11 protein-coding genes, 1 pseudogene and 1 riboswitch are annotated in these 13610 nt (G+C 63.5%); of the genes and pseudogenes, 10 read left to right on the top strand and 2 right to left on the bottom strand.

Annotated elements, in window-relative coordinates; translation table 11 throughout:
- Positions 1 to 14: 14 nt before the first annotated feature.
- The 8 genes from MTAI_RS09460 (at position 15) to MTAI_RS09495 (ending at position 7247) form a co-directional block, all read left to right on the top strand.
- The gene (locus MTAI_RS09460) at positions 15 to 872 is read left to right on the top strand and encodes a hypothetical protein (RefSeq protein ID WP_027887964.1); all 858 of its coding nucleotides are present in this window, start codon (positions 15 to 17) and stop codon (positions 870 to 872) included.
- A gap of 102 nt (positions 873 to 974) precedes the next feature.
- Positions 975 to 1322, top strand: a complete 348-nt coding sequence (locus MTAI_RS09465) for a hypothetical protein (protein ID WP_043983432.1) — start codon at positions 975 to 977, stop codon at positions 1320 to 1322.
- A gap of 109 nt (positions 1323 to 1431) precedes the next feature.
- Positions 1432 to 1920 (top strand): hypothetical protein, encoded by a 489-nt coding sequence (locus MTAI_RS09470; protein WP_043983433.1) that lies wholly within the window; start codon positions 1432 to 1434, stop codon positions 1918 to 1920.
- A gap of 109 nt (positions 1921 to 2029) precedes the next feature.
- Positions 2030 to 3214, top strand: coding sequence for an imm11 family protein (locus tag MTAI_RS09475; RefSeq protein WP_187388533.1), 1185 nt, complete (start codon positions 2030 to 2032; stop codon positions 3212 to 3214).
- A 38-nt stretch (positions 3215 to 3252) separates the two neighbouring features.
- On the top strand, positions 3253 to 3507 hold the full coding sequence (locus tag MTAI_RS09480; protein ID WP_027888120.1) for a hypothetical protein: 255 nt from the start codon (positions 3253 to 3255) through the stop codon (positions 3505 to 3507).
- 422 nt (positions 3508 to 3929) lie between these two features.
- On the top strand, positions 3930 to 5063 hold the full coding sequence (gene proB, locus MTAI_RS09485) for a glutamate 5-kinase (RefSeq protein ID WP_027888121.1): 1134 nt from the start codon (positions 3930 to 3932) through the stop codon (positions 5061 to 5063).
- 15 nt (positions 5064 to 5078) lie between these two features.
- Positions 5079 to 6332: a glutamate-5-semialdehyde dehydrogenase gene (locus MTAI_RS09490; protein ID WP_027888122.1), complete on the top strand. Its 1254-nt coding sequence runs from the start codon at positions 5079 to 5081 to the stop codon at positions 6330 to 6332.
- A 33-nt stretch (positions 6333 to 6365) separates the two neighbouring features.
- A complete protein-coding gene (locus MTAI_RS09495; RefSeq protein WP_027888123.1) occupies positions 6366 to 7247 on the top strand; it encodes a YhjD/YihY/BrkB family envelope integrity protein in 882 nt (293 codons plus the stop codon).
- A gap of 10 nt (positions 7248 to 7257) precedes the next feature.
- On the opposite strand, the gene MTAI_RS09500 is transcribed toward MTAI_RS09495, so the two are convergent.
- Both MTAI_RS09500 and MTAI_RS09505 read right to left on the bottom strand, forming a co-directional pair.
- Positions 7258 to 7680 (bottom strand): SWIM zinc finger family protein, encoded by a 423-nt coding sequence (locus MTAI_RS09500; RefSeq protein WP_027888124.1) that lies wholly within the window; start codon positions 7678 to 7680, stop codon positions 7258 to 7260.
- Between the two features lie 129 nt (positions 7681 to 7809).
- Positions 7810 to 9222: pseudogene (locus MTAI_RS09505) on the bottom strand (ABC transporter permease subunit); the annotation flags it as partial.
- A gap of 123 nt (positions 9223 to 9345) precedes the next feature.
- A riboswitch (FMN riboswitch) is annotated at positions 9346 to 9493 on the top strand.
- 148 nt (positions 9494 to 9641) lie between these two features.
- Here MTAI_RS09505 and MTAI_RS09510 point away from each other — a divergent pair.
- Positions 9642 to 10619, top strand: a complete 978-nt coding sequence (locus MTAI_RS09510) for an ABC transporter substrate-binding protein (protein ID WP_027888126.1) — start codon at positions 9642 to 9644, stop codon at positions 10617 to 10619.
- Between the two features lie 283 nt (positions 10620 to 10902).
- Positions 10903 to 13530: a leucine--tRNA ligase gene (gene leuS / locus MTAI_RS09515; protein ID WP_027888127.1), complete on the top strand. Its 2628-nt coding sequence runs from the start codon at positions 10903 to 10905 to the stop codon at positions 13528 to 13530.
- Positions 13531 to 13610: the final 80 nt, after the last annotated feature.

Genomic DNA, 13610 nt, shown 5'->3' on the forward strand with positions numbered 1-13610 from the left:
TTCTGAGGGGCCTTATGGGCTTCAAATGCTCCCTCAACATCGTGGTGTCGGAGAGTAGCTTCCTCGATAGGGTATCGCTACTGAAGCCCTACGAGTTGTTGCTTGACGATGAATCCATGGATTCACTCAGAAAAGCCGACCCCACATTCCCGTTCGTACACGATAGGAGCTATTACGTCAATCCAACGCCAATAAGCGACTTTCCAAAACGCTTCGCCCAGCTTCGCCCACTCGCCGATAATCTGGCCATCCGGTCGCAGTACGACATTGAAGAAACCCTCCTGAAAACCAACTTGTACCGCGGCCACCCCAGTGAAGGAATCCTAACGCTGTCCTTCAGTCCCTGGGCACAACACCCACCCCTGCTCGAACACGGCTATCTACTGTTGGATTTGGCCTACCCGAGCGAAAAAAATCAAAGTTTCCTGCCCTGGGATCACCCGAGCCTAGAGTTTATCTGGGAAATAATGCGCATTCTCAACCCCACCTATGGGTGGTTAGAGGGTGACTGGAATCCGCACCCACCTGAGGTGGACTGGCTAGGTAGACCATGGTACATACCCTCCATCCTTCCCTGGCAAGAGGGCGGCGAGAGACCCCAACTGGTGGGCCCACCCCTCAGCGAAGCGGTAAAGGCCGAGTTTGATCTCGGGGATGCCAATAACGGCTTGTACATGGTCAAAGAGATCGCTGAGAGACTCTACTGGATTGCACAACCTGGCACGGTGGCTGAGTGGGAAAAGTATCGGTGGGAGATGTGGCATGAGTTGTATAAGGATACCGAGGTTGGCAAGGCTCACGAGGCCGCGATCTGGAGGCTGCGGGAGGCTTTGGCGAGAATCCCGACCTCCGTACTTGACAAGCAGCGCTAGCTGTTGCCGGGGTCAAGGCCGCCTACCGCATTGGAGGCGCTGATCAACGAAGTCTCGCCAGAACGTATCCGCATACTGCGATAGCCCTGATAGTATCGGACCATGGCGACCATCTGTTTGTACGAAACCCCTGGTACTGGTAAAAACTGGTTCGGTGCTGGTGGCATATACGACGTGATCTGCGAGTATGCCCTGGCCCACCCCAGCGTGCAGGCCCTGCCCGAGTTCGCCAAGGCCATCGAAGACTCGCTGTGGTATAGAGGCCTTGAATTGTACGAACACGACCAGGTGGCCATCAAGGCCTTCACCGAGGCGGTGGGCGACCTGCTGCGCTACATTGCCTCCCCGGAGGGCAAGGCCCGTTGGGGTGAGTATCATCCGGTCATTCTGGAGGCGGTTCAAATTCTCTACGACCTGCTCCTCGACTACGATCCCGAGCGGTACAAGTGAGGCGGGCGGGGTGTCGCGGGGCACAAGGGCTGAAACCAGACCAGGCCAGGAGGGATCCCACCCTGCGCGCCGGTGACGTGAACACAGCATTTCCTATACTGAGACGGAGATGAGATACCGCTTCTTCTGCAAAGAAAATCCGATAGACCATGGATTCGACTGCGACGTGGAACTGGCGGAGCCGATACCCCCAGACAGCCCGCCTTGGCATCTGTTGGTTTTCTTAAAAGCCGAGGTCCGCGCAGGCCTGGAGTACTACAACCGCCTTCGAAGCGACGAGGAGTCGGCTGAGCGAATCGGCGAGTGGTATGGTGACTGGACCGACTTCATCTACGAAGTGATCAAGAACCCCCAACGCAAGCTGGAAACGGATGTGGGCAACGCCTACATGCTGAGCAACGATGGTCTCACGATACTGGTAACGTGCTACTATGAGGACCCGGAGAACAACACCCAGCGCTTCAAGGCTTGGGAGCTGCTGCGAGCCATTTTCGCCTGGAAGGAGTACTGTTGGGCAGTTAGTTGCGGCCGCAGGGAGCCCTTCGAGATCGAGATCGAGGACGAAGGCTGGGAGAGCCGTCCGGATTTGGGCTATTGAGCAGCGGCTGGGTGGGGGATGAGTGTCACCATCAAGGGCTAACCGAGCGATGCACTGGGCAACCGCTAAACCATCGGCAGGAACCTTCTAGCCTGGGTACCATGCTGCTATGCGGGTTTACGCGCTGAAACTCTTCCACGACGAGGACACGGGGTGTGCGCGCTGGCCCTGGCTCTCCATGCCCGACCGCGAGGCGCAAGATAAGTTCTATTCTGGTATCCATCGCTCAATAACTGCAGGCCAGCCCCCCCAGCTGCACCCCTGGCGGCCGCTGCCGGTGGTGGTCGTCCGCCAGGGCAGCCTGCACCCCCACGAACCCCCCACCGACCTCTCGACCCTTGGGCTTGGAAGGCTGTACACCCCCCTCACCCTGAGCCAGCGGGCGGTGGAGGCTCTGGGCGACCTGCTGGCCCCGGACGCCGAGCTCCTCCCCCTGGACTGCCAGGAGGGCCGCTACTACCTGCTCAACGTCACCCGGTTGCTCTTTCCCCTCGACCTGCCCAACTCCCTGGTGAAGTGGGAGGAGGGCCCCTTCGGCCCGCAGCTGTCGTCGGCCTACATCCTCAGCTTCCAGGAGGCCCTGCTGCAGGGGGTAAACATCTTTGCCATGCCCGAGCACGCCCTGGACGGCTACTTCATCACCGATGCCCTCAAGGAGCGGATCGAGGCGGCGGGTCTGCGCAGCAACCTGCAGCCCCTACTGGTCTGGGACAGCCAGGATCCCGAGTACTTCGACGAGCGCTACCGGCACAACCCCGCCCAGTGGCAGCGCTTCCGGCAGATGCTGCTGGTGCAGCAGGGGCTGGCCGAACCACCCCCACCCCCGCCGCCCCCCCCGCCCAGGGAGGTGGTGGAGGAGCCCCTGAGCCAGGAGGACCGGCAGAGCATCCTGAACATCCTGCAGGCAGCGGTGAAGTTCATCAACCGGGCGGAGCGCCTGAAGCTGCAACTGAGCAGCGAGCCCAAGCTTCTGGTGCAGCAGGTCTTCTTCCAGTGCGAGAAGCTGCGCAGGCGGCGCGATCTTTCGCAGGATGAGCGGGAGAACCGGGCCATTGAGCTGGGGCTGCTGTGGGGCGAGCAGGTCTGCCGGGCCTATGGCTGGGAGTGGGTCAAGCTGGACGGCGATCATGTGGTGGTGGCCCCGGACCGCTCGGCCTACGTCTCGCCGGTGGTGTACATGTACGGGTTCTTCTACGACCCCGAGCGGGAGAACAACACCCTGCTTTTGTTCAACATGATCGGGGCCAAGGGCAAGATACCGGCCAAGCCGGGGGATTACCTGCACATCGGTTGAACCGTTGCAAGCGGCAGTTTTTTGAAAGGAGACCTGATATGAAGAACATCCGTGGACCCATCATCGCCCTCATCCTCAGCCTGCTGATGACCTACCTGATCTACGAAGGGGCCTTGGAGGCAACCCTGGGGCAAGACCGGGAGTTTACCGGCCGACGCTCGGGTTTTGCAAACCTGTTCTATGGTATCGGCCACGACTACGGCATGGCTGCGGTGGTGCTGGGTATGGTGGCCTGTGCGGCTTCGGTGTTTTGGCTGGTGCGGGCTATTCGGGGCGGGGGCTCAAAGCAATAAGCGGTCTTCTATGCCTCTACTTCGGCACCGAGTTGGGTTTTTTGAATTTTGGCGGTTGCCAACGGTGCGGTGGATCGGAAGAGAAATCCGCTGGCACAGCCTGGCTACCTTGCGAACTCCTGTCGAACAGAGTTGATTCCGTCTGACAGCGTGACCTCGAGCCTCCCCCCTGCTTCCAGGCCCTCGGTCGAGAGGGTAGCTTCGCCACCCTGGAGCCACAGCCCCAGGGTAGTGCGCTGGCTGCCCAGATGCGCCAGCGAGGCATAGGGATACGTCGGGTTGGCCCAGGAAAGCTGCCTCGCTCGAGCAACCGCACGTAGGGAGCGCGCTGGCCCTGCCCCCGTGGTGCCGCCGTGCGCTGGAGGAGTGGGCGGCCTGCCTGGGTGAGAAATGGCCCAAGAAGCGTTACGATAACGCAGGCTATGCACGGTCGTCTCCCCCTTACCGCCCAAACCCATCGCCGGCTGGTAATCAAGGTGGGCAGCGCCGTCCTGAGCGGGCCCCAGGGGCGGCAGCACCAACTGGCCATTGCTGCCCAGGTGGCCGCCCTGCGGGCCGAGGGGCGGGAGGTGGTGCTGGTTTCCTCGGGGGCCCAGGCCACCGGCATGCAGAAGCTGGGCCTTACCGAAAAGCCCAAATCCTTACCCAGCAAACGGGCCCTGGCCGCCGTCGGGCAGCCCACGCTGATGCTCCTGTGGGAGCAGGCCTTTAGCTGGTACGACCTGAAGGTAGCCCAGATTCTACTCACCGCCGAAGACCTGGCCCACCGCCACCGCTACCTGAACGCCCGGCAGACCCTGGAGACGCTTCTGGCCTGGGGCATTGTACCCATCATCAACGAGAACGACACGGTGATGGTGGAGGAGATCAAGTTTGGCGACAACGACCAGCTTTCGGCCCTAATTGCCTCGCTGGTGGGGGCCGATCTGCTGATCCTGCTCTCCGACATCGAGGCCCTCTACGATGCCGACCCCCGCACCCACCCCGAAGCCCAGCCCATCCCCTACGTGGAGCGGGTGGATGCCGAGGTGCTGCGCATGGCCGGCGACAGCCCCAACCAGGTGGGCACCGGCGGAATGAAAAGCAAGCTGCTAGCCGCGGAAAAAGCCCAGGCCGCAGGGATTCCCACCCTGCTCCTGCCCGGCACCCGGCCCCAGAGCATTGCCGAGGCCCTGCGGGGCGAGCCGGTGGGCACCCTTTTTGCAGGAGGACAGCGCCGCTACAGCGGCCGCAAGCTCTGGCTGTACCAGCTTCCCAAGCCCCAGGGGGAGTTGGTGGTGGATGCCGGGGCGGCCAGGGCCTTACGCCAGGGCGGGGCCTCGCTTCTGCCGGCGGGCATCCTCGAGGTGCGCGGGCAGTTTGGGGTGGGTGAGGCGGTTAAATGCCTGGACGAACAGGGCAACCTGATCGGGGTGGGCCTGGTCAACTACAGCGCCGCCGAGCTTTCCCGCATCAAGCGCCGGAAAACCAGGGACATTGAGGCCATCCTGGGCTATAAAAACACCGACGAGGCCATCCACCGCGACTACTTTGCCCTGGCCTCGGAGCTCGAGTGATATGTTGGAATAGCCATGACCACCACCCCCGAACTCAGAACCTATGCCCAGGCGGCCAGGGCCGCTGCACGGGCTTTGTCGGCGGCCCCGCCCAGGGCCAAGAACACCGCACTTTTGGCTATAGCAGCGCAGCTTCAAGCCCAGCAAGAGGCCCTTTTCGCCGCCAACCGCCAGGACCTCGAGGCCGCCCAGGCCGCCGGGCTCTCCAGGGCCAAGCTCGACCGGCTGCGCCTGGATGAAAAGGTGCTGCGCGACCTGCGTACCGGCTTGCAGCAGGTAGCCGAGATGCCCGACCCAGTCGGCGAAATTGAAGGCTTGCAGATCCGGCCCAACGGCCTGCAGGTAGGGCGGATGCGCGTCCCGCTGGGGGTGATCGGCTTTATCTACGAGTCGCGCCCCAACGCCACCGTGGAGGCCAGCGCCCTCTGCCTCAAGGCCGGGAACGCCATCCTGCTGCGGGGAGGCAAGGAGGCCTGGCACTCCAACCGTGCCCTGGTCGGCCTGATGCAAGCCGCCCTGCAGGAGGCCGGGCTGCCCAGGGAAGCCATCCAGCTGGTGCCCACCACCGACCGCAGCGCCATCGTGGAGATGTGCCACCTGGCGGGCCTGTTGGATCTGATCATCCCCCGGGGGGGCAAGGAGCTGATCGAGCTGGTGCAGCGCGAAGCCCGGATGCCGGTGCTGGCCCACGCCGAGGGGGTCAATCACCTGTTTGTGGACGAGAGCGCCGACCTCGAGCGCGCGGTGCAGATAGCCCTGAACGGCAAAGCCCAGCGCCCCAGCACCTGCAACAGCCTGGAGAAAGTGCTGGTGCACCAGCGCATTGCCCCGGTGTTTTTGCCCCTGCTGGCCCGGGCCATGCAGGAGGCCGGGGTGGAGCTGCGCGGCGACGAGGCCACCTGCGCCCTCATCCCGGCCAAACCGGCCACCCCCGAGGACTGGCAGACCGAGTATCTGGATCTGATTCTGACCGTGAAGGTGGTGGACTCGCTGGAAGAGGCCATAGAGCACATCGCCCGCTACGGCTCGCACCACACCGAGGTGATCTGCACCAATCACCACGCCCACGCCATGCGCTTTTTGCGGGAGGTGGACGCCTCGCTGGTGCTGGTGAACGCCTCGCCCCGCTTCAACGATGGCTTTCAGCTAGGCCTGGGGGCCGAGATCGGCATCTCCACCAGCAAGCTGCACGCCTATGGCCCCATGGGGGTGCGGGAGCTCACCACCACCAAGTTTGTGGCCCTGGGCAGCGGGCAGGTGCGCGACTAACGAACCCGGATTTATTGCCCCAAGTCGTGACCCATGCCGCACCTCATCGGGCAGGTTTACCAGCTATACACGCGCTCGCACATCCCGTTTTTCTCGGCGGCGCTGGCCTACTATGCCCTATTCAGCCTGATGCCCCTGCTGATTCTGCTGGCCGGGGCCTTTGGCTTTGTGCTCTCCGGCAACGAGGGCCTGCGCAGCGCGGTGCTGGTGCGGCTCATCGAGCTGGTGGTGCTGCTCTTCCCCACCCAGCCCGACCTGGCCCAGACCGTGGTGAACTTTCTCACTCGAGGGGCCTTTCCCCTCACCCTGGCCAGCCTGCTGGTGTTATTGTGGGCCAGCAGCAATTTCTTTGCCGCCCTGGCCTATGCCCTGGGCCTCATCTTTGGCGCGGCTGCCCCGCGGCCCGACCGGGCCATCCCCCCAGCGCCCATCTTCATAGCCAGGCCCCCAGGGCGGGCGGGGGCGCTGCTGGCCGTCCTGCGCGGGCGCATTGCGGGCCTGCTGGCCCCCTTGCTGCTGGGACTGGCCCTGATCCTGCTAACCCTGCTGGGCCTGGCCATGGGCTTTCTGCTGCGCTACCTGCCCGCCGAGCTTGGCTTTTTGCGCAACGGGGTGGAAGTGGTGGTGCCCATCCTGGGCGCGCTGCTGCTCTTTTTCCTGACCTATATGCTGCTGCCCGTCCCCACCCCCCGGGTGCTGGCCGCCATGGCCGCGGCCACCCTGGCGGCTTTGGCCTGGGAGGGCCTGCGCCTGGGGCTGCCCCTGCTCCTGCCCCGCACCCAGTACGAGCTGATTTACGGGCCCATTGCGGGGTTTTTGCTTGCACTGGTGGGCTTTTACCTGACCATGTGGATTCTGCTGGTGGGGGCCGTTCTGGCCAAAATTTTGACCGACCGCTCGAGCGACACCCTATAGGGTTTGCGCCTCACTCAAAGCGCTGCAGCAGGTTGTAGGCAAACTCCTGCATAAGCTCGGGGCGCTCCTCGGCCAGCTGCCACAGCAGCTCCAGGAGTTCCCCGTCGGAGAGCTTGCGCAAGGCCCTGAGGCCGGCCGGCTGGCCCAGCCTCTTCTGGGTGAAAAGCTCCGGCGCCTCCAAGGCGGCCAGGGCCACCGCCACCACATGCTTGCAGACCGGCCCCCACTCATACGGGCAGGTACACGACCACTCGCCCCGGCTTTGGTTGATTTCCACCCGGTAAGGGAAAGGCGCGCTCCCCTGCACCCGCGCCTGCCAGCGGCCCCGGCTGCGGGTGGCCTCGAGGATTGCCCCCCGCAAAAAAAGCGCCTCGCCCCGCGCCCGCACCCCCTCATCGGCCAGTTCGAACAGCCTTTCCAGTTCCAGACGCACCCTACTATCTCAACCCAGACCCCGCCGGTTTGCAAGGGGAACCTAGCGACGGCGGTAGCGCAGCACGAAGCTTTCCAGCCAGGCCACCAGCCCGTAGAGGGCAATGCCCAGCACCACCGTAACCCCCACCGCGGCAAAGGCGTTGGCGTAGCGGAAGTTGAGCCGCTCGCTGTTGGCCAGATACCCCAGCCCGGCCCCACCAAACACAAACTCCGCCACCACCGCCCCAATCAAGGCCAGCGAGACCGTGAGGCGCAGCCCCCCCAGCACCACCGGCAAAGCCCCGGGGAACTCGAGCTTGCTGAACACCCCCCAGGCGCTGGCCCCCATGGTCTGGAAGACCTCCCGGTAGACCCGATCCACCTCCCGCACCCCCACCATGGTGCTCACCAGAACGGGAAAAATCGAAATAAGAATCACGGTAATGATCTTGGAGCTAAGGCCATAGCCAAACCAGATCACCAGCAAGGGCGCGATGATGATGGTGGGCACCGCCTGCAAAGCCACGATGAAGGGCGAGAACAGCCGCTCCAGGGCCCGGCTGCGCCCCATGGCATACCCCAGCGGCAGCCCCAGCAAAAGCGAACCGGCGATGCCCAGAAAAGCCGCCTCGAGCGTCGCCCAGGCGCTTTGCAGCAGCAAGGGGAAGTTGGCCACCATGGCCTGCCCCACCTCCGCCGGGGATGGGACAAACAGCGGTATTCGTGCGGCCAAAAGGCTCCAGATCAGGAAAAACAGGCCACCCAGGCCCAGCACCCCAAAGATCTCCCAGGGCGGGCGCAGGGGCTTGGGGGGCGGCTCGATGAAGGTGGAGTCCACCACCCCCAGCCGCTCGCGCAGCTCGGCCTCGAGGCCGTCGGTAAATGCGGTGATGCGGCCCTGGTCTTTGGTCTCCAGGATGGTGTCAATCCGGCCCCCGGTCAGCACCACCACCCGGTCGGCCAGATACACCGCCTCGCGGATGCTGTGGGTCACGAACAGAATGGTTTTACCGGTGCGCTCGTGCAGCTGCTTGAGCTCGAGGTTGAAGCGCTCCCGCACCAACGCATCCAGCGCCGCGAAAGGCTCGTCCATCAGGAGCACCTCGGCCTCCTGGGCCAGGGCCCGGGCGATGGCCACGCGGGCCTTCATCCCGCCGGAAAGCTGGTGGGGATAGAGCTTCAGGTAGGGCTTCATGCCCAAGTGGGTCTCGATTTTCCCGCGCCCGGTGAGCTCGATGGGAAGCCGGATGTTCTGCTCCACGGTGCGCCAGGGCAGCAGCCGGTAATCCTGGAAGACCATGGCCGGCTGCCCTGCCACCTCCACCTGGCCCTGATGGGCTTTCTGCAAACCCGCAATCACCCGCAAAAGGGTGCTCTTGCCCCCGCCGGAAGGCCCGATGATGGCGATAAACTCGCCCCTTTTCACCTCGAGGTCTACGCCTTTGAGCACCTCGCGCCCATCGAATTGAACCCCCAGATCGGTAAGCCGAATCACCGTGGGGGGCAGGCTTTCCGGCATAGGCGGCTGGTGGGCAGTTGGCGGTTGGCGCCGGACGCGCATGGGTTCAGCATACCGGGTGGGCGCGGATTAACTGCAAGCAGGAACCCCAAGACAACTAAAACTGGCCTGCCCTACTTTGCACAGGCCGGGTTTATGCTTAGACTCTGCTTGGGCCCAATGGCCCGATTCCTTCAGGGCGGGGTGCAAGTCCCCACCGGCGGTGATGGCAGGTCTGCCTCAGCCCGCGAAGCCTGGAAATCGCAGCACATCCAGGCCCGATTGCGTGAGAATCGCAAGCCGACGGTAACAGTCCGGATGGGAGAAGGGGTGAAGCCCAGGTGCCCCTGTGCCTGGGCGAAGCAGGATGTGTAATACCACCTAAAATCCTCATCACAGCGCCAGTTAGTAAGGTTGGGTCGAACGCAGTTCGTGCCTGCTTCGATCCCGTGTAGGTAGCACGGTGTGTTGAGGAAACAACCATGCGCAAACTTGTACTTTTGTTGATGGTGTTGTTGTCACTTGGAATGGCCCAAACCCAAAAGGTGCGGGTGGGGCTGGGTTATCTGCCCGATGTGCAGTTTGCCCCCTTTTACGCGGCAGTGGTGGAGGGCCTGTATGCCCGACAGGGCCTCGAGGTCGAGTTCCAGCACGGCTTCGTGAGCGAGCTCTACCCCCTCTTGGCCCAGGGCCGGCTCGACTTTGTGGTAGGGGATGCCGAGGACGTGATCGCGCTGCGCAGCAAGAACCCCCAGGCCACCCCCTTCAAGTACGTGATGGCCATGTACCAGTCGGTGCCCAATGCCCTGTTCTCCCTGGCGGAAAAAAACATCCGCTCGGTGCGCGACCTCAAGGGCAAAACCATCGGCATGCCGGGCATGTTCGGGGTCTCGCTGACCTCGCTCCAGGCCATACTGAGGGCCGCCGGCCTCAAGGAAAGCGAGGTCAAGATTCTGCAGATCGGCTTTACCCAGGCCGAGGCAGTGGTCTCGGGCCGGGTGGACGTGGCCATGGGCTTTATCAACAACGAGCCGGTCTTCCTGCGCGAGAAAGGCGTAAAACTCAACGTCATCCCCGCCGGGCCCTACAACCGCAGCCCCGGCAACGGCGTCATCACCACCGACCGGGTGCTGGAGAACCCCGAGCGCGTGCGCCGCTTCCTGGCCGCCTCGCAGGAGGGCCTGGCCCTCACCCTGCGCGAACCCATGCGGGCCTTCGAGGCCGCCCGGCGCTTCGTGCCCAACCTGGGCCAGGAACGCATGGCGGTACTGCAAGCCTCCATCCGGCTCTACGAGTCGCCCTATACCCGCCAGCATGGGCTGGGCTTCAGCAACCCCCAGGCCTGGGTCAGCAGCCTTAACCTGCTGAAGTCCACCGGCCGGATCCAGACCGATCTGCCGGCCAGCACCTTCTACACCAACGAGTTTTTGCAGCCCGGCGTGCAGGCCCGAATGCCCTAATCTGGCAAGTCCTGCACCTGGGGCCTCTCCTTGGGAGAGGCCCTTTTAACGGATGGTCGGCCGCCCCAGGATTCGGCCAGCCGCTCGACCGCCCTCGGCTTCTTCTGGGTTTCCTGGGGGTGTGCTAGCATATGGCCATGCAGGGCTGCATTCGGCTAGCTCAGACCTAAGGGAGGCCCCCGATCCAGGAGGCTCCCCTACGGGTAGGGGGGTTTTTTGTTTAAACAGTTCCCCTTTTGTCCGGGTCGCAATACAATGACCCGTTGGAAACCGGAGAGGCGTCATGATCACAACCGACAAATACAACCCCCACGAACTCGAGCCCAGATGGCAACAATACTGGGAAGAGATTGGTCTTCTGAAGGCCACCGAGGGCAAGGGCGGCAAAAAGGCCTATATTCTGGTGATGTTCCCCTACCCCTCGGGTGACCTGCACATGGGCCACCTCAAGAACTACACCATGGGCGATGCGCTGGCCCGTTTCCGGGTACAGCAGGGCTACAGCGTGCTGCACCCCTTCGGCTGGGACGCCTTCGGCCTGCCCGCCGAAAACGCCGCCCTGAAGTTCGGGGTGAGCCCCGCCGACTGGACCTTTAGCAACATAAGGCAGTCCAAGGAGTCGCTGGCCCTGATGGGCATCCGCTACGACTGGAGCCGCGAGGTCACCACCTGCCTGCCCGAGTACTACAAGTGGAACCAGTGGATCTTCCTCAAGATGTACGAGCGGGGCCTGGTCTACCGCAAGAAAAGCCTGGTCAACTGGGATCCCGTCGAGCAGAGCGTGCTGGCCAACGAGCAGGTGATCGATGGGCGCGGCTGGCGCAGTGGGGCGCTGGTGGAAAAGCGCGAGCTCGAGCAGTGGTACCTCAAGATTACCGACTACGCCGAGCGGCTTTTGAACGACCTGGACAAACTGCCCCGCTGGCCCGAGAAGGTCAAGGCCATGCAGCGGGCCTGGATCGGCAAGAGCACCGGCGCCGAGTTCGACTTCCAGGTGAAGGGCCACGACCTGAAGATCCGGGTCTTCTCCACCCGCCCCGACACCATCTTTGGCGCTACCTTCATGGTGCTGGCCCCCGAACACGAGCTGGTACCGCTCATCACCACGCCCGAACAAAAAGCCGCCGTGGAGGCCTATGTGGCGGCGGCCCGCATGAAGAGCGAGGTCGAGCGGCAGATGGAAGACCGCGAGAAGACCGGGGTCTTTACCGGGGCCTACGCCATCAACCCGGCGAGCGGCAAGGAGATTCCCATCTGGGTCGCCGACTATGTGCTCGCAGGCTACGGCACCGGGGCCATCATGGCCGTGCCCGGCCAGGACGAGCGCGACTGGGAGTTTGCCGAGAAGTTCGGGCTGGAGATCATCCGCACCGTCGAGCCGCCCGCGGGCTGGCAGGGCAAAGCCTACACCGAGGACGGGCCGGCCATTAACTCCGGCTTCCTGAACGGCCTGTATGTGGAGGAAGCCAAGAAAAAAATCATCGCCTGGATGGAGGAAAAGGGCATTGGCCAGGGCAAGGTCAACTACCGCCTGCGCGACTGGCTGATCAGCCGCCAGCGCTACTGGGGCACCCCCATCCCCATGATCCACTGCGATAGCTGCGGCATCGTGCCGGTGCCCTACGAAGAGCTGCCGGTGGTGCTGCCCACCCTGAAGGACGTGGAGGACATCCGGCCCAAGGGCAAAAGCCCGCTGGCCGCGCACCCCGAGTTCTACGAATGCACCTGCCCCAGGTGCGGCGGGAAGGCCCGGCGCGACACCGATACCATGGACACCTTTTTCGACTCGTCCTGGTACTTCCTGCGCTACACCGATGCCCAAAACCCCCAGGCGCCCTTCGACCCCGAGAAGGCCAACTTCTGGATGCCGGTGGATCAGTACATCGGCGGGATCGAGCACGCCATTCTGCACCTCCTGTACAGCCGGTTTTTTACCAAGTTTTTGCACGACCTGGGCCTGGTAGAAGCCGAGGAACCCTTCGAGGGCCTTTTCACCCAGGGCATGGTGATGGGCTGGACCAACGTGGGCGAGGTGGAGGTGCGCGAGGGGCGCATCTACTTTTTGGATGACGCCCGGCGCAGCAAGCTCGAGCTCGAGCAGGGCCTCACCCTCGAGGAGGCCCAGAAGAGCGGGGCCGAGCTGCGCGAGGAAGGGGGCAAAACCTACTTCTGGAAACCGGCGGTGATGAGCAAGAGCCTGGGCAACGGGGTGATGGTGGGGCCTTTTGTCAGGGAGCAGGGGGCCGACATCGCCCGGGTGACCATCCTGTTCGCCGCCCCGCCCGAGAACGAGATGATCTGGACCGAGGAGGGGGTGCAGGGGGCCTGGCGCTACCTGAACCGGGTGTACCGGCTGGTGGCCGAGCAGCGGGCCGAGCTCAAGGCCCAGCCCGAGCTGCTCGAGCCCGCCCGGCTGGAAGGAGCGCACAAGGCTTTGTACCAGAAGCTGCACCAGACCATCCAAAAGGTGACCGAGGACCTCGAGGCCCTGCGCTTCAACACCGCCATCGCCGCCCTGATGGAGCTGCTCAACGCCTTAAACGACTACCGCAAAGCCGAAGGGGTCACCCCAGTCTTCCGCGAGGCGGTGCTGCGCTATATCCAGATGCTGGCCCCCTTCGCCCCCCACCTGGCCGAGGAGCTGTGGCACGAGTTTTATGAGGGCTCGGTCTTCCACGCCCCCTGGCCAAAGGTGGACGAGGCCGCCCTGGTGGCCGATAGCTTCGAGCTGGTGGTGCAGGTCAACGGCAAGCTGCGCGGCAAAGCCACCGTCAGCACCCAGGCCAGTGAGGAAGAGATCAAGCGCATTGCACGCACACTGCCCAACGTGCAGCAGCACATCGCGGGCAAGGAAGTGCTCAAGGAAATCTACGTGCCGGGCAAGCTCCTCAACATTGTGGTGAAGGGATAATAGCAGTCTCGCTTGAATCCTTCACCGCCATGTACAGTCCGAGGTGCAGATTCAAGCCCACCGAAGTGAGCAGAAAGGCA

Origin of the sequence: Meiothermus taiwanensis WR-220, from assembly GCF_003568585.1 — a bacterium.
Lineage (GTDB): Bacteria > Deinococcota > Deinococci > Deinococcales > Thermaceae > Meiothermus > Meiothermus taiwanensis.